At 44.6% G+C, this 16,047-nt stretch carries 12 protein-coding genes and 2 pseudogenes; 3 read left to right on the plus strand and 11 right to left on the minus strand.

Going from position 1 to position 16,047, the window contains the following annotated elements:
* Positions 1 to 242: 242 nt before the first annotated feature.
* From NDI42_RS24585 to NDI42_RS24595, 3 genes and pseudogenes are all read right to left on the minus strand, one after another.
* On the minus strand, positions 243 to 1,349 hold the full coding sequence (locus NDI42_RS24585; RefSeq protein WP_190455358.1) for a YihY/virulence factor BrkB family protein: 1,107 nt from the start codon (positions 1,347 to 1,349) through the stop codon (positions 243 to 245).
* A 103-nt stretch (positions 1,350 to 1,452) separates the two neighbouring features.
* Positions 1,453 to 1,998: pseudogene (locus NDI42_RS24590) on the minus strand (putative dsRNA-binding protein); the annotation flags it as partial.
* Positions 1,950 to 2,093: a hypothetical protein gene (locus NDI42_RS24595; protein ID WP_348231664.1), complete on the minus strand. Its 144-nt coding sequence runs from the start codon at positions 2,091 to 2,093 to the stop codon at positions 1,950 to 1,952. The pseudogene NDI42_RS24590 and the gene NDI42_RS24595, both read right to left, overlap by 49 nt.
* Positions 2,094 to 2,613: 520 nt before the next feature.
* Between NDI42_RS24595 and bchD the strand changes: the two genes are divergently transcribed.
* Complete coding sequence (gene bchD / locus NDI42_RS24600) at positions 2,614 to 4,680, plus strand: magnesium chelatase ATPase subunit D (protein ID WP_190455363.1); 2,067 nt, start codon at positions 2,614 to 2,616, stop codon at positions 4,678 to 4,680.
* A gap of 95 nt (positions 4,681 to 4,775) precedes the next feature.
* Here bchD and NDI42_RS24605 read toward each other — a convergent pair whose 3' ends face one another.
* Together NDI42_RS24605 and NDI42_RS24610 are read right to left on the minus strand one after the other, a co-directional pair.
* Entirely contained in the window at positions 4,776 to 5,996 is a 1,221-nt protein-coding gene (locus NDI42_RS24605) for a damage-control phosphatase ARMT1 family protein (RefSeq protein WP_190455365.1), read from the minus strand.
* Positions 5,997 to 6,105: 109 nt separating this feature from the next.
* Positions 6,106 to 6,213: pseudogene (locus tag NDI42_RS24610) on the minus strand (aspartyl protease); the annotation flags it as partial.
* Between the two features lie 174 nt (positions 6,214 to 6,387).
* Here NDI42_RS24610 and NDI42_RS24615 point away from each other — a divergent pair.
* Together NDI42_RS24615 and NDI42_RS24620 are read left to right on the plus strand one after the other, a co-directional pair.
* Positions 6,388 to 7,935 carry an FAD-dependent oxidoreductase gene (locus NDI42_RS24615; protein ID WP_190455368.1) on the plus strand — a complete coding sequence of 516 codons (1,548 nt, stop codon included), beginning with the start codon at positions 6,388 to 6,390 and terminating at the stop codon, positions 7,933 to 7,935.
* Positions 7,936 to 8,048: 113 nt separating this feature from the next.
* Complete coding sequence (locus tag NDI42_RS24620) at positions 8,049 to 8,750, plus strand: actin-binding WH2 domain-containing protein (protein ID WP_190455370.1); 702 nt, start codon at positions 8,049 to 8,051, stop codon at positions 8,748 to 8,750.
* A 253-nt stretch (positions 8,751 to 9,003) separates the two neighbouring features.
* On the opposite strand, the gene NDI42_RS24625 is transcribed toward NDI42_RS24620, so the two are convergent.
* The 6 genes from NDI42_RS24625 to NDI42_RS24650 form a co-directional block, all read right to left on the minus strand.
* Complete coding sequence (locus tag NDI42_RS24625; protein ID WP_190455373.1) at positions 9,004 to 9,444, minus strand: hypothetical protein; 441 nt, start codon at positions 9,442 to 9,444, stop codon at positions 9,004 to 9,006.
* A gap of 90 nt (positions 9,445 to 9,534) precedes the next feature.
* Positions 9,535 to 9,846 carry a hypothetical protein gene (locus NDI42_RS24630; protein WP_190422387.1) on the minus strand — a complete coding sequence of 104 codons (312 nt, stop codon included), beginning with the start codon at positions 9,844 to 9,846 and terminating at the stop codon, positions 9,535 to 9,537.
* On the minus strand, positions 9,839 to 10,837 hold the full coding sequence (gene galE / locus NDI42_RS24635) for a UDP-glucose 4-epimerase GalE (RefSeq protein WP_190455375.1): 999 nt from the start codon (positions 10,835 to 10,837) through the stop codon (positions 9,839 to 9,841). Before galE ends, NDI42_RS24630 begins: the two co-directional genes overlap by 8 nt.
* Before the next feature lie 236 nt (positions 10,838 to 11,073).
* Positions 11,074 to 11,343, minus strand: coding sequence for a hypothetical protein (locus NDI42_RS24640; RefSeq protein WP_190455378.1), 270 nt, complete (start codon positions 11,341 to 11,343; stop codon positions 11,074 to 11,076).
* Positions 11,344 to 11,869: 526 nt separating this feature from the next.
* Positions 11,870 to 13,219, minus strand: a complete 1,350-nt coding sequence (locus tag NDI42_RS24645; RefSeq protein WP_190455380.1) for a leucine-rich repeat domain-containing protein — start codon at positions 13,217 to 13,219, stop codon at positions 11,870 to 11,872.
* 629 nt (positions 13,220 to 13,848) lie between these two features.
* Entirely contained in the window at positions 13,849 to 15,324 is a 1,476-nt protein-coding gene (locus NDI42_RS24650; RefSeq protein ID WP_242017641.1) for a CHASE3 domain-containing protein, read from the minus strand.
* Positions 15,325 to 16,047: the final 723 nt, after the last annotated feature.

The raw sequence follows: 16,047 nt of genomic DNA on the forward strand, positions 1-16,047 counted from the left end.
TAGGTGTCAACAATTTTTTGCCGCAGGTCAAGGGAGTAGGGTTTCATCTCTAATCAAGAAAATACTCATGCTCTATGCTTTGAGCGTACCTCACTAGACAGGAAAAGGCTATAATACGATTTTGTGGTTGAAATTTATTAACTCTTAAAAATTACTAACTTTACAAAAAGTTATATAAAGCATTAATGACGATCGCCATTAATGCTTGTCTGAGAACTAGATGCAAAAGGCTACAGATGCCCTTATTTAGGTCGGTTGTTCCGCCTCCGTTTACCTCCCACCAAGTGGGCAAAGCCTTGGGTGACACCGATGATTAAGGCGAGGATGTTAACCATCGGGTGTCTGGATTTTGAGCGCTCCGTTCGTTCTATTGTGCCTGTAGAGGAGCTGGATATGCTCGCGCTTCCCTGTTCTTGCTCACCTGCTGCCTTTTTGATGTCCTGAGTCCGGGGTATCCCCTGCTGCGCTCTCGCTTCTTCAGTAAGGGGTACGGCATTTTTAGCAGGGAGAATTCGGGAGCCATACTTGTTAGCGTAGACTTGGGTAAATTCGGCACCGAAAAAGAGAATCTGGGCGGAATAATTCACCCACAGCAGCAGCACCACAAAGGAGCCAGCTGCGCCGTAAGTTGACCCGACGCTGCCATTGCCTAGATACAGCCCTAGTAAATACTTACCAATGGTAAATAGTAAAGAGGTGATCGCGGCACCGATCCAAACGTCACCCCAGGCGATTTTCGCATCTGGCAAAATTCTAAAAATAAACGCGAACAGCACCGTTACGACACCGAAGGAAAGGAGAAAGTTTAGGACTTGCAGGAATGGCAAACCGGGCATCAAATGACCGAAATAATTGCCTACTGCTGACAACCCAGCACTCAAGATCAGCGAAACCAAGAGCAAAAAGCCAATTCCCAGTACCATCGAGAAGGACAAAAATCGGTCTTTGATAAAGCCTATGATGCCGCGTCCAGGCTTGGGCGCAACTTCCCAGATGGTGTTGAGTGAATCTTGCAACTGTCCAAAAACGCCGGAAGCACCGAACATGAGGAGACCAACGCTAATCAGGGTAGCAATTGTGCCTTGCTCTGCCTTACGAGAATTTGCGATCATTTCTTCGACAGCTTCGGCACCCTGACTACCGAGTAAACCTCGAAGTTGCTCTTCTATTCCACCTTGGGCAGCTTCTTGCCCAAATACCAAAGCCGCGATCGCGATCGCTATAATTACCAGGGGCGCAAGTGAGAAAACGGTGTAGTATGCTAAAGCTGCCGCCAGCCTCGACGCTTTATCTTCTTGCCATTCGGTAAACGTTTCTTTAAGCAGTCCTAGTATATCTTTTGGCTTCATAACTTTTAACTTTTAGCCTGCGGTACCACTCTTCTTTAGAGTTTGCAATGCTTTGCCTAAAAGTCAAAAGACCCGAAAGTTAGAATTTCTCCAAAATTCCAGCTTAGATCAGCCCTCGTTTTTTCAGTTTGAACAGTGCATCTTCAGCAGCAGCTTTCTCAGCATCTTTTTTACTGCGGCCTTTACCTTCCCCGTATGCTTTATCGCCCACACACACTGTGGCGATGAACTCTGGGGCGTGGGGTGTTCCGCCTGCTTGTTGTGTGACATACTTAGGTGGCATTGAGCTAAGCTCAGGGTTTGCTTGTACCCATTGCTGAAACCGATTTTTCGAGTCCACATTGGAGAGAGACACTACAATATCCTCCGGAACGGAATCAAACAACGGTTCTACAAAATCGCGGACTTTCTCAACATCTAAATTGTTATCCAGATAATAAGCGCCGACGACGGCTTCAAAGGTGCTGCTGAGTAAATTTGGATTATAGTAGCCTCCCTCACGAATGGCACCTTGACCTAACCTCATTTTGAAGTTTAAATTTATCTCGGTAGCAAACTTTGCTAGCTGCTTTTCATCTACCAGGGTGGAACGTCTACGAGTCATTTGGTCTTCTCCCATTTGTGGGTGACGACGATAGAGACATTCGCCTTAGGTAAGTAGGCGTTTTGAGAATCGACATAAGTCGAAACAAACGGGTTTTGCTTGCTTGTTTGTGACTGGAAGGCTAGATGAGTCGCTTTCATTATCAAACCTCAAAATAATTTGTTGGTTTGACAGGATCAACAAATCGCGCATCTAGGCTTAGCAAAAATACGAGCTAGGGATTTAAGAAAGATAAAATAAACCCCAACTAAATTAATAGCCAGAATCAACTTTTCTGCCAGGAAAGTTTTGATTTTGTAGTCTCAAATACAGAATTTTTTAGTTTCCTACTAAGCGTGCAGTCAACCATCTGACCGGACATTTAGCGATATTTTTAGCCATCCTTCCCAATGCTTGTCGGTGAGTTGACCTAACATCAGGCTGAATGTTCAGCCAATTGATTGACTAGACGCTCAGTAGAAAACTAAAAAATTCTGTATCTGAGACAGCATCCAAAACTTCGGGCTTTTTAATGCGAGATTTTTGTACTGTCTGCGTCGAATTTAACATTGGCAAAATTGGTTCTCAATGTTCATTGGGTCGATTTTCAGTGGGGGACTTAGTTGAAGGCGACAAACTTTGCGCTATGCTGAAAAATTGGACTTGCATCGCTTTAAAACTATGCCTGCATCTGTAGCTATCCCCGCCTTCCCCCTCGCTGCTGTTGTGGGGCAAGAAGCAATAAAAATGGCGCTGCTGTTGGCAGCAATTGATCCCGGACTGGGAGGGGTAGCGATCGCTGGTCGTCGCGGGACGGCTAAATCGGTTATGGCACGCGCCTTACACTCGCTTTTACCTCCAATTGAAGTTGTCAAGGGTTCCATTAGTAACTGCGATCCGAATCAGCCCAGCGAGTGGGATGACACACTTTTGGCAGAAATTGCCAGTAAGAACCCCTCCCTAACCGTGGACGGAGAGGTGACAACGGAGATAATTCCAGCCCCGTTTGTGCAAATTCCTCTAGGAATCACAGAAGACAGACTTTTAGGTTCGGTGGATGTCGAAAAGTCGGTGAGCCAGGGGGAAACAGTGTTTCAGCCTGGGTTGCTGGCGGCAGCAAATCGGGGCGTTTTGTATGTTGATGAGATTAATCTGCTAGATGACCAAATTAGCAATCAACTACTCTCAGTAATATCTGAGGGACGCAACTTGATTGAGCGAGAGGGGATTAGTTTTCAGCATCCTTGTAAGTCTTTATTTATTGCCACCTACAACCCGGAAGAAGGGCCACTGCGAGAACATTTGCTCGATAGAATTGCGATCGCGCTTTCGGCTGATAGTGTACTAGGCTTAGATGAACGAGTGGAGGCAGTAGAACAAGCTCTCGAATACGCCAAATCTCCTCAAGAATTCTTGCAAATGTATCGCGAAGACATCGACAACCTGAAAACTCAGATTGTCTTAGCGCGAGAATGGCTCAAAGATGTTCGCATCACCCGCGAACAAATCGCTTATCTAGTTGATGAAGCAATTCGCGGCGGCGTACAGGGACATCGAGCCGAATTATTCGCCGTGCGAGTTGCCAAAGCTGCTGCTGCATTGGAAGGGCGCACAAATGTTATCGCTGACGACTTGCGTCGTGCTGTGGAATTGGTAATTGTGCCGCGTGCGACAGTTGTGCAGACACCTCCAGAGGAAACGCCGCCACCGCCACCGCCGCCACCGCCCCCCCAAGATGAATCTCAGCAAGAGCAGGAGGAGCAGGAAGAAGAGGAAGAAGAAGAGGAAGAAGAACCGGAAGAACCACAAGAGGAAGAAGCGAGTGTTCCCGAAGAATTCGTCTTCGATCCTGAAGGTGTAATTCTCGACCCCACTGTGCTTTACTTTGCTCAGATGGCGCAACGTCACGGTAAGTCGGGAAGTCGCAGTTTGATCATCTCAGAAGATAGAGGGCGCTACGTTAAGCCGATGTTGCCTAAAGGAAAGGTGCGCCGAATTGCAGTTGATGCCACTCTCAGAGCAGCTGCACCATACCAGAAGGCAAGACGGGAAAGGAGCCGGAGCAATCCTCAATCCCCAGTCCCCCAAAAACAGGTATTTGTTGAACAAGCAGATATTCGCTCGAAACGCTTGGTACGCAAAGCGGGGGCGTTGGTGGTTTTTGTCGTTGATGCTTCTGGTTCAATGGCGCTGAACCGGATGCAGTCAGCTAAGGGTGCGGTGATGCGCCTGCTGACGGAAGCTTATCAGAATCGCGACCAAGTGTCGCTGATTCCTTTCCGGGGAGAACAGGCGGAAGTGCTGCTACCGCCGACTCGTTCTATCGCTTCTGCAAAGCGGCGTTTGGAGAGAATGCCTTGCGGCGGCGGTTCGCCTCTGGCGCATGGTTTGACTCAGGCGGTGCGAGTCGGGATGAATGCTCAGATGTCTGGGGATATTGGTCAGGTGGTAATCGTAGCGATTACCGATGGGCGCGGGAATATTCCTTTAGCTCGTTCTTTGGGCGAACAGCTTGAAGCTGGGGAAAAGCCGGATATTAAAGGGGAACTTTTGGAAATTGCTGCCCGGATTCGAGGTTTGAAGATTCAACTGTTAGTAATTGACACGGAAAATAAGTTTATTTCCACTGGTTTCGCCAAGGAATTAGCTAAGTCGGCGGGAGGGAAATATTATCATTTACCCAAGGCGACAGATGCGGCGATCGCTGGCGTTACGAGGGGCGCGATCGCAGATATGAAATCGCGGTAAGAACCTCACCCCCTAGCTCCTCTCCACGAGGAGCGGGGAGGCGTTCGGGGTGGAGTTCCGGGAAATTGTAGGTAATTAACCGGATTTGATATTCCCTATTCCCAATTCCCAATCTGAATAACCCCCCACTGCCCATTTGTCAACCACTGCGGATCTTGACGCGATAGTGATTCTAATTGACTTGGTTGTAGCCCCGCCACGATTTCTGATTTTAGGGTACGTAAAGCAGCAAAGGGGGCGGGAAAGTAACAGGTGATATCTGCAAAAGAGGTGGTAAAATCCCATTGGCGATCGCCTAAACAGCGGCGGTAGTTAGCATCTCCTTTGACGAAAATTAAACTTGATTGCGCTAAGTCTTGTTGCAATGATTCTGGCATTTCCCAGAAGACTAAAGGGGATGTCCAAAATAAATCGTCTACAAGACACAAACGATTGGAATTGATGTAATCTTGCAGGCGAAAGCTTAAGCATCGCACTTCCCTATTCTCATCAGTAGCCAGAATTTTTAGAGTGCTGTGGACATCTTTAATTGTCGCATCAGAAACAAAAGTAGGATAAGGCTTGAGGTGCAGGTAAACAACCTTTGCAGCATTAGTATCTAACAGGTAGTCTGCTAAGCACAAATCGCTGACAAGTTCCAAACCAGCATTGTCCACGATAAAATCAATCCGTACTTTATCAAAGTTGGCAATTTTATCCGAGATTACTGATGTATCATCTACTAAAACGTGTGTCTGTTCGGGGTGATTTTCCAGGCTATTGTAGTTAGAATCAACCGCATCTACAGGCCAAAGACTGAGATCGGCTCGATTTCCCCACAGTACAAAATAGAGCAGTGCGATTAGACTTGTTGTGTCTTTTTCACTATTGTTAATTTTAGTGCTGATTGCTTTTATAGAATCATTTGCCGTTTCCAAACCTCTATATTTTTGCACTGCATACGGATCTACACTCTGGGAAGAGCCTGGTAGGAAGTAATGCGTTGCTTCAAGGATACGACGAAAAAAGTATGCTTCCGCAAAAAACCAGGGAATATCCAGCCATCGCTTCCCGACAAAAGGTTCTAAATATGTATTCCAAGATGTTAAATCTGGTGAGTTGTCATCTGTAAGCGATCGCACACTCCCATCAGCTAATTCTTGAATCAGGGTTTCCAGATTATTGACAATTTTTGGGGTAAAGTCATTTTCAGCAATTACCCGCCGCGCGATCGCTGGAAGCCGCGAGGTAAGGGTATAGTGAGCAAAGGAGCCGGACTCCGACATCATTAGTGGTGGTGGAAGCGGTAGTTTAGGCTCTTGAAATGGCTTTTGCATTATGCGATCGCGTTCGAGTGTTAGTTATCGCCAATCATTTTACTCAAATTGTCGTCGGCGATCGGTTCGGGTAAATACCGAGCGCGATCGCTTTCCCATTTTGCCCTCACTAAATTCTTAAATAACATGCAGTCGGGCTCATAGGCAAGACGATTAACTGCTGATTTTGTAAATCTAATTCAATTCCCAACGCCTCCAGTGGAATCACTCCCAACAAAGCTAACTGCGTAATAATATACTAGTAGCTTTGCATTTAGCCTAGCAGGCCACTTCTCAAAAAATGCGATCGCTTCTTTGTTCTCTTCCTCTGCGTTCTCTCTTGCCTCTGCGATTAAAACTCTTTAATACTCTTACCAATTATGATGTAATCGGAGCATTTTAGTAGACCCCCATGAGCTTAACAGAACAAATATTATCTCAACTACCCGGAAATCCTCTGGACGGACTGCGTCAAGTCGATAGCCTCTGGCAAGCAATCAAAGAAGATACACTGCCAATTCCAATGGTAGTAAAAAACAGCCAAGAGCCTCTTACGACTGTAGAGTGGGACGTGGTAATTTGCGGCGGCACCTTGGGAATTTTAATTGGTACAGCGTTAGCACAATTAGGTTGGCGAGTTGCCTTAATTGAAAGGGGAATATTGCGGGGTAGAGAGCAAGAATGGAATATTTCGCGCCAAGAATTAGAAGTATTTTTGGAATTGAGTCTGCTTTCAGAGGCAGAATTAGAGAAAGCGATCGCTACCCAATATAACCCCGCCCGCGTCAGCTTCCTGGGTGGCTCTGAAGTTTGGGTGCGCGACGTTTTAAACATCGGCATTGACCCTGTTTTTCTCCTGGAAACCCTCAAATCAAAATTTCTAGCTGCTGGTGGTAAACTTTTTGAAAGCACCCCATTCGCAGGAGCAGTTGTTCACCCAGATGGCGTTATAGTAGAGGCTGCTGGTGGCTTAAAAACGCGGTTACTACTAGATGCAATGGGTAATTTTTCGCCCATTGTCCAGCAAGTGAGACAAGGAGAAAAACCGGATGGTGTTTGCTTAGTTGTAGGTAGCTGCGCCAAAGGATATCCGCACAATGAAACAGGCGATCTGATCGCATCTTTCACCCCAATTCAGAACCAATGCCAGTATTTTTGGGAAGCCTTTCCAGCACGAGACGGCAGAACTACGTATTTATTTACCTATCTGGATGCTGACAACAGCCGCCCCAGTTTAGAATTTTTCTTTGAAGAATACCTGCGTTTGTTGCCAGAATATCAAAGCGTAGAACTTTCCCAACTGCAATTTGAAAGAGTTCTGTTTGGCTTCTTTCCCTCCTATCGCAAAAACCCAATTAGAATGCCTTGGAATCGGATTTTGCCAGTGGGAGATAGCAGTGGAAACCAATCTCCCGTAAGCTTTGGCGGATTTGGGGCGATGGTGCGGCATCTGAAACGATTAACAGAAGGCATTCACGAAGCTTTACAAACAGATGCACTTTCGCAGAATGCTTTGGCACTTTTGCAACCTTATCAGCCCAACATTGCCGTAACGTGGCTGTTTCAGCGAACGATGGGCGTAGGTGTCGATCAAAAAGTTGATCCAAATCAAATAAATCAGCTTCTTTCGGGAGTGTTTCAGGCGATGGAACAATTAGGGGACGACGTTTTACGCCCATTTTTGCAAGATGTCGTCCAGTTTCCCGCCTTGACCAAAACGCTAATTAAAACCTTATTCACCAAGCCGGGAATAGTGCTTCAAATCATTCCCCAGGTGGGCTTGGTGATGCTGCTAGATTGGATGGTTCACTACATTAACCTGGGAACCTATACCGCCTTAGATAGGCTAGGAACAGCCTTAGAACCGTTTCGGAAAAAGTTGCTGCCCCTCGGTAGATATTACTGCGATCGCTACTGCCAAGCTTGGCAGTACGGTTCCGGAAGCGACTACAGAAAATAGTTGTCATCACCGGAATCAGCCTATTTGCTGCTGTTGAATAAAATATTCTTGCCGCCTCTTGTCTATCGGTTATAACAGGGCTAGGGAAAATTATGAGCTTAAGGGATAAGAACATGATTCAGCGAAAATTTCAGGCAACACAATATTTTGGTGTGTTAATGCAGTTGTTGCGCGATCGCTCCAGTTTTATGGAAGAAATTCGCCAAGGCGTAAGGCTTCCCAGCAAAATCATCTCCCTACTCGTTTGCAGCTCCATATTTTTTGCCTTTTACGGCGCGATTATTGGTTCATCTCATAGTGTTTTACAAGCCTTATCCTCAGCTTTCAAACTCCCATGCCTTTACTTGATGACGCTGATACTTTGTTTACCGACATTGTACTTTTTTAGTATTATTTTCGGTTCCAGCAGAAGTATTGGACAGTATTTTGCCATATTGATGACGTGTGTAGCGGTAATTAGCGTTCTCTTATTTAGTTTGGCACCAGTCACACTATTTTTTATGATTACTGCCTACAACTACCAATTTTTTAAATTGTTAAATGTTTTCATGTTTGCCGTTACCGGATTTATTGGCATTACTTTCCTGTATCAAGGTATGCAGTCAATGTCTGAGCCAGATAAAGAAGGACAAGATACCCGGACAAACATTTTGAAATTTTGGTTGGTACTTTATGCTTTAGTTGGCTGTCAACTGGGTTGGACGCTTAGACCATTTTTTGGTTCTGCTGGAGATTTTGAAGTATTTCGAGGAATGCAAGGAAACTTTTATCTAGATATTGTGAAAGCAATTGGAGAAATTCTGGGATTCAATTAATAAGTTTTTACAGTTAATAGTTTTATCGCAATTTAAGGGTTAGGGGCGATCTGTAGGGACATGGCAATGCCATGTCCTTAGCAAGGTGACGGGAACAGCCGAGCCAAATATTGCCAGATTGCTAAGGGGAAGATACGCCACCCCTCAGCAAACTAGCCTACACCAGATGTTTATTTTAATTATGTCTACCTACTTATCAACTCATCAAGAGATTTATCAGTTTTTGAGTGGTGCAATAAGGGACGGTTTATTATCAGCTACCAGAACAGTAGTTGTTAATCCTATTCACCAAATATTTCTCTGGATTATAGGATTTTTGCAAGTTTTTAAACCCGACATCAACTGCGGTAAAATCTCTTTTTTTAAGAGCAACAACATAGTCGCGGGTGGATTTACTACTATCTCGATACATCTTGGTAAAATCGGCTTTAAACTTTTTTAGCTGCTCGTCGTTGACTTTGACAGCTTCCATTTCTTGAGCTGCTTTGTTCCAGATATCCGCTGTTTTGAGTAGAGCTTCCGAAGAGCTATTTCTACCACCATCGGTGACGGTTTTTATTTCATTAACCGTCCCATTGGTAATCTGGAAGATTTTTTGACACTGGGTAATTTTGCTGCCGCTACAACTAACACTCAAAAAACTAACGACAGCAGTTATAGGAAGTATGACAGCATACTTGCGAAGAAAGTGCATGAAAACTCTCCATTTGGAGTATATTGGTACTTCCACTTTTTTCCCGTTGCCCCAGTGCCAATCGGGACACAGTAAAGAAGTTGACCGATTTTATGGTTCGGTATGGTCTTCGGATGCAACGATTGCATCGACAAGGCGTTGTAAAGCTACTGTAAGCTGCGTTAGCCGCATTAGAGAATCATCCTGAGTTTCTGCTAGAGTTTGCACTGCGTCACTCAAGGCAAAGATTTGATAGTGCTGTTGTTGCACTTGATGCCCTTGTTCTTGTACTTGAATTGTCAGAGCATCCACCCGGTCAGTAAGACGATCAATTGTCTCGGTTGTGGCAAGTACCGCTTCCGCGATTTGTTCAACAATCGATTCTAACCGCCTTAATCTGACTTCTACTCCAGAATTATCCATGTCGCTGCTGATGCCATTGCCAAGCGTCAGCAACGATTTTACTCAAGTCTGCGTATTGAGGACACCAACCGAGAGTTTTTTTGGCTTTGTCGCTGCTGCCGACTAAAATAGGAGCGTCTCCGGGACGGCGATCGCATTCTATCGCTTTGATCTCACGTCCAGTTACAGTTTGGGCTGTGTTAATCACTTCTCTGACTGAGAAGCCGTTGCCGTTGCCTAAGTTAAACACATCGCTTTTTCCCCCTTCCAACAGATACTTTAAGCCTAAAACGTGGGCATCTGCTAGATCGCTGACGTGGATGTAGTCTCGAAGACAGGTGCCATCGGGTGTATCGTAATCGGTGCCTAAAATAGAGATCGATTCCCGTTTCCCTAGAGCTGTCTGTAACACGAGAGGGATCAGGTGAGTTTCCGGGTTATGATCTTCACCTAGTAACCCGTCGGGGTTAGCACCGCTGGCATTGAAGTAGCGAAAAGCGACTGATTTTAAGCCGTAGGCGAAATCAAAATCTGCGAGAATTTTCTCAACCATCCACTTACTCGTCGCATAGGGACTGAGAGGATTTTGGGGATGATGTTCGGTCATCGGCACTTCCTGCGGCATTCCGTAGATGGCGCAAGTCGAAGAAAAGACAAACTTGTTGATGTTTGCCGCCACCATTGCTTCTAGCAAGGTGAGTGTGCCGTTGACGTTGTTGCGGTAGTATATGGCTGGGTTGGTTACAGACTCTCCCACGGCAATATAGGCGGCGAAGTGCATGACTGCGGCAATGTTGCGAGTGGCGAACAGGTTGTCGAGGAGAGCGCGATCGCTTGTATCTCCAACCACTAGCTCTACCTTGAGTACATTTTCCACCAGTTCCCGATGTCCGTACACCAGGTTATCCAGCACTACCACCTCATAGCCTGCATTTAACAGAGCTAGTACGGCATGGGTTCCGATATATCCAGCTCCACCAGTTACTAAAATCGTTTGTTTGGCTTGCGACACGTTCAATACCTTCTCACAATTTAGAATGGCTTGCTTTTAAAGAATAACCAGCTGTGTGCAGCAAGTCACATTCTCAGTAATTTTATCCGTTGTTTGCTTATCTGGCAGTAGCTCTGGACGTATTCCCGGCAACACCAAAGGAAGGATGCTCCCGGAGGCGATTGCCTCTTATTATTGACAATTGTACAAAATATCAGAATTTCCCCACCATCAGCTATGGAGTTAATTGCTTCTGATTATTGAGTTTGGCTGGCTGAGGGAGAAATTCTGGAGGATTTTGGCAGCGTGGCAATTGTACAACCCGGCGTTCTTCTTGTGCGAGACTGTCTGCGGCACAGCGGTTTTTGGTCATTTGGGCGTACTATTGGTACTTGCGATCGCGTCTTTCCTTGAAGGTCTTTATCAATTCCCTTATCTAACTGGAAATTGTCGCTAGGATTCGGCGATGGCGATGGCGCACTCTTGATGCTTAGTAACTGCACCAGCGCCACTTTCAGAAATAGCAATGCTAAAGTTGGTAGAATTCAAAGCTATGAAAGCATTAGTAACTCGAAAATAGCCCTCAGCAGTAATCTCGAAATTACCGCCCTTACCACTACCTATACTCTGAGCATCAATAAGTTTTGTTTCATAAATTTATATCCAATCGGCCTAGCTTGGGAAACTAATAGTTCTCAAGCTAGAAATTTTTCAGCCCAACGCTGAAATTTTAGGGCAAAGATGATCCAAATACCCTTCTTTCCAGTTCTCATCAATCTTGCTGCTGCATTACGTTTCTTCAAGAGACTCGTCAGATAGTTTCCGCAATATTAAAGCGATCGCTTCCAGGGTAGATTCCCACAAACAGCTCTTTATAAGGCACTGTTTTAACGTTATTACCCAGAACACTGGAACTTATCCCAGCTGCCAGCTTACCTAAAAGTTAGGGACAAACAAATTTTGGGAGCAGATGTAACGCTATTAATACTATCCCCAATTGTTGGGCAAGTTGGGAAAGTCTTAGCTTATTAAAGCTGAGTTTCAGTCACTTTATCAAGGTACGAATTTACAGATAGATGCGGGTTTGATAGGGCAAGTTTTATCGGTGAGTGTTTGATTGTTATAAACAGAGAGGTAAGCCAGGTTAGTGAGTTTTGATAAGGGTTTAAGGTCGGTTATTTGATTGTTATAAGCAAAGAGGTCAGTCAGGTTGGTGAGTGTTGACAAGGGTTTAAGGTCGGTTATTTGATTGTTATGGATGGAGAGGCTGGTCAGCTGGGTGAGTGCTGACAAGGGTTTAAGGTCGGCTATTTGATTGTTACCGAGAGAGAGGTAAGTCAGCTTGGTGAGTGCTGACAAAGGTTTGAGGTCGGCTATTTGATTCTTATGGACGGCAAGAAAAGTCAGTTTGGTGAGTGTTGACAAGGGTTTAAGGTCGGCCATTTGATTGTTACCGAGAGAGAGAGTAGCGAGCTTGGTGAGTGTTGACAAAGAATTAAAGTCAGCTATTTGATTGCTGTTAAGAAAGAGGGAACTCAGGTTGGTTAGTGATAACAAGGGTTTAAGGTCAGCTATTTGATTGTTATGGAGGTCGAGTGCAGCCAGCTTGGTCAGTGATGACAAGGGTTTAAGGTCGGCTATTTGATTGTTGTTGAGCCTGAGTTCAGTCAGGCTTGTGAGTGATGACAAGGGTTTAAGGTCGGCTATTTGATTGTTGTGGACGGCGAGGAAAGTCAGGTTGGTGAGTGTTGACAAAGGCTTGAGGTCGGCTATTTGATTGTTACTGACGTTGAGTCCAGTCAGGTTGGTCAGAGATGACAAGGGTTTGAGGTTGGCTATTTGATTGTTGTAGAGGTAAAGGCCTGCCAGGTTGGTTAGCGATGACAAGGGTTTAAGATCAGTTATTTGATTGTTATTGACGGAGAGTTCTGTCAGGTTGGTCAGCGATGACAAGGGTTTAAGGTCGCCTATTTGATTATTACCGAGGTCGAGTCGAGTCAGGTTGGTCAGCGATGACAAGGGTTTAAGATCAGTTATTTGATTGTCCCTGAGGTAGAGTCCAGTCAGGTTGGTGAGTGTTGATAAGGGCCTAAGGTCGGTTATTCGCTTGTCGTAGATACCCAGCTCACTGAGAGTCGAAAGAAACTTGTCAACCTGATTACAATCTTGAGTTTTAGCTGCTTGCAACAGCACATCAACAGTGAATTTTGTCTCCTCGCTCAAATTGGCTTTATTTAAACACCAATCAGCAAAGGTTCTAAGGTTAGTTGTCTTCTGAAGGGCGATAGCTTCGGCAGAAAAAGATGAAACGAACAGGAAAAGCGCTAGAGTACGCAGAGGTCGAATGCCTGGTAGAGTACTGGACAAATTCTTGTTTAGTCTCAGATGCTTTTCGATATTCATACACCTATCATCTCAAACAAAATTTAGCTGTGAGCTAAGACTAACAGGAGACAGTGAAAATGCAACAGGTGGAATAGTCAGCAGTTGAGGGCTTTTCAAGAGTGCGATCGCATTAGCTATTCCCTTACCAGTCGCACAAGATAGATTGAGCCATAAGCCACGGACTGCAAGATAGATTATTGACTTAACACGGCATGGTAGTTCTTCGCAGTAATGGAGCTGTAATTTTGTGGAAGGAGCTAGATGGATCAAACCAGTTCTAGTTTGCCCCATTTGGGACATAAAATAAAAAGCTCCTGCTAGAAAACTGTGGGGGTTTTTTATTGATTAGCGTTTGTTTCTATGATCGCTTCGGTCTAGCTTCCTTCCACAACAGTTACAGCGGATACCCTTATTCCAAATTTTTACCGAACCACAATTCGGACAAGGGGCTTGCCCATTACTTCAGATTGGATTTAACTTACCCACTGCTGGGACTGGGACAACAAGAGACAAAAGAATAAACTTTATCGGCTACAGTACAGATAAGCCTAGATAGATTCTGCAAGATGTCTAGTGTGTACTATAAAGTTTACCTCATGAATTAGATATAGCTTGGCTTAAAACATTTGTAAGCAAACGAACTTTTTTTAGACCACAGCTTGCAAATTCAATGCGGCTTCATTCAGTTTTAGAGTGCCTGTTTTAGTTTGGCTAATGCCGCAGGCAGTTTCGGTAGCACCTTGATTCAGGATATTCATGGCATCTACGACTTGTTGAACGGCAATCGCCTGTTGTTTAGCGGTTAGCGAAATTTGCTGGCTACTCATCACCACACTGCTAATGGCATTTGCCACCTTTATAAATGTTTCGGCAGTTCCCTCAGCCGTTTTTACTCCCTGCTCAACAGTCTTGGTGCCTTCGTTTGTTACCATCATGGTAGAGTTAATCGCGCCCTGAATCTCAGCAACCAGGATATTGATTTTCCCGGCAGATTTTTTGCTCTGGTCTGCTAGTTTGCGAATTTCACTTGCAACAACTGCAAAGCCTTTACCATGTTCACCTGCCCGTACTGCTTCTACGGCAGCATTTAGCGCCAGCATATTAGTTTGATTAGCCAGATCGCTTACTAAACCAGAAATACTGCGAATTTGATTGGTTTGTTCGCTCAGGCACAGAATTTGTTCAGCGATCGCTAAGACCTTCTCCCTTAAAATTGCCATATCTTCCAGCGTATATTCAACAGCTCTGGTTCCAGTTTCTGCTAAAGAAGCCACTTGTCGAGCTCCAGTGGCTGCTACTTCCGCCTGTTCCGCCGACTGCTTAGAAGATGCGCCCAATTTGTCCATTGTGGCAGTAGCCTGATGAACGGACGAAGCTTGTTGAGCGGCGATGCTCTCCTGCTGGGTAGTCATCGCAGCGATTTCGCTCGAAGAACTGGCAATGATATTCGCCACCTGATTAATTGGTCGAATGACTTTGCGGGCGATAAACAATAAACACAGGATACCTAGCAAAATTGCCAGAGCAGTTCCACCCAGAGAAACAAGTGTCGTGAGTTGCTCAGTCCGGCTCGCATCCTCCTTGCGTTTATTGAGTAGTTCGTCCTCTACATCAATCATTTCATCAAGCCGCGCCCGGATTTGATCCATAATCTGTTTACCTGTGCCAGACACTACTAGCTCTCTTAGTATCTGCTCCTTGCCTGCTTTCTTGAGGGCAATGGTCTGCGCCAGATTATCCATTTTTTGCTGTGCTAAATCTTCTATGCGATCCAGCCTTTTTAATTGCTCTGGATTGTCTCGGATCAGGATTTCTAGCTTGGAAAAATGAGCTTTAAGTTCTTTAATGGAACTGTTGTAAGGTTCTAAGAATTCCTCTTTGTTAGTAAATAGAAAGCCTCGCTCCCCAGTTTCAGCGTCTAGCAAGACTTTTTCTAACGCTCTCAATTCGGCTTCCACTTCATAGGTGTGGCTGACCCAGTTGAGAGCATCAACTAGTCTACCCATACTGAGTTTAGAAATGATTCCGACTCCCACCATTGTTGCCAAAACAGCACTAAACCCGATCTGAGTTACTCGGTTCAGCTTCAGGGTGCGTTGCCCTTGATTCAGGTTCGTCATCATAGATTTTCTTGAACTAATCATATCAGTGAAAATGCGTGGAAAGATTAAAAGAATTCGTAGGATTCCTCACAATTTATAACCTAATCAATACTGGTTCAACCTCAAAAATATAAATATCTTCATGCTCATCCGCTAGAGAGTGCAAAGGACATAAAAATGAATAACTTTTGTCTCTACTTACCTATGGCTCTTTCTAGCCCTTTCTTAAGAAAGTTTGTAATTTAATTATATTTGTATAGCAACAAAAAATATTTTTACCTTTACCATAAATATAAAATAATTAGAGCCAAAATATTAAAGTATTTTCTTTGACGTAGCTTTATCAATTTTAATATTCTTTAGAGTACAAAGCTTAAGCTTAATAATTAAGTGTAATTACTTACTAAGAATTAGAAAATCTGGGTATTTTCGATTTTACTGTTATTTTAAAGATATATAGTAGCTCCAAAGAACAACCCCTCTCCTTATCTAAAAGTTTGATGGAGCCGATCCCAAACTTGCTGTTCCCTAGCTTCACCTTTTAAACCCAAAAACTCCGTCTCAATTAATCTCCACTCTGAGGATTGGCTTTCAGTACCTACAAGTATATGGCTCCTGGTTTTTATCTATCACTTTTACTTAGAGTTCCCGAAAAAAAAACATATCTAACACAACTCATTTACGTGTTTTACAAACGACTGTTTGTAAGACAAACTTTTGTGAGTGGCGAAGCAGCCGAACCCT

The sequence above is a fragment of the Funiculus sociatus GB2-C1 genome (assembly GCF_039962115.1).
GTDB lineage: Bacteria > Cyanobacteriota > Cyanobacteriia > Cyanobacteriales > FACHB-T130 > Funiculus > Funiculus sociatus.

What these genes read in the sequence shown, in the direction of transcription:
- bchD (WP_190455363.1), top strand. Translation starts at nt 2,614, where the DNA reads ATGCCTGCATCTGTAGCTATCCCCGCCTTCCCCCTCGCTGCTGTTGTG.
- NDI42_RS24625 (WP_190455373.1), bottom strand. Translation starts at nt 9,444, where the DNA reads ATGCACTTTCTTCGCAAGTATGCTGTCATACTTCCTATAACTGCTGTC.
- NDI42_RS24645 (WP_190455380.1), bottom strand. Translation starts at nt 13,219, where the DNA reads ATGAATATCGAAAAGCATCTGAGACTAAACAAGAATTTGTCCAGTACT.
- NDI42_RS24585 (WP_190455358.1), bottom strand. Translation starts at nt 1,349, where the DNA reads ATGAAGCCAAAAGATATACTAGGACTGCTTAAAGAAACGTTTACCGAA.
- NDI42_RS24620 (WP_190455370.1), top strand. Translation starts at nt 8,049, where the DNA reads ATGATTCAGCGAAAATTTCAGGCAACACAATATTTTGGTGTGTTAATG.
- NDI42_RS24650 (WP_242017641.1), bottom strand. Translation starts at nt 15,324, where the DNA reads ATGATGACGAACCTGAATCAAGGGCAACGCACCCTGAAGCTGAACCGA.
- NDI42_RS24615 (WP_190455368.1), top strand. Translation starts at nt 6,388, where the DNA reads ATGAGCTTAACAGAACAAATATTATCTCAACTACCCGGAAATCCTCTG.
- NDI42_RS24595 (WP_348231664.1), bottom strand. Translation starts at nt 2,093, where the DNA reads ATGAAAGCGACTCATCTAGCCTTCCAGTCACAAACAAGCAAGCAAAAC.
- NDI42_RS24630 (WP_190422387.1), bottom strand. Translation starts at nt 9,846, where the DNA reads ATGGATAATTCTGGAGTAGAAGTCAGATTAAGGCGGTTAGAATCGATT.
- NDI42_RS24605 (WP_190455365.1), bottom strand. Translation starts at nt 5,996, where the DNA reads ATGCAAAAGCCATTTCAAGAGCCTAAACTACCGCTTCCACCACCACTA.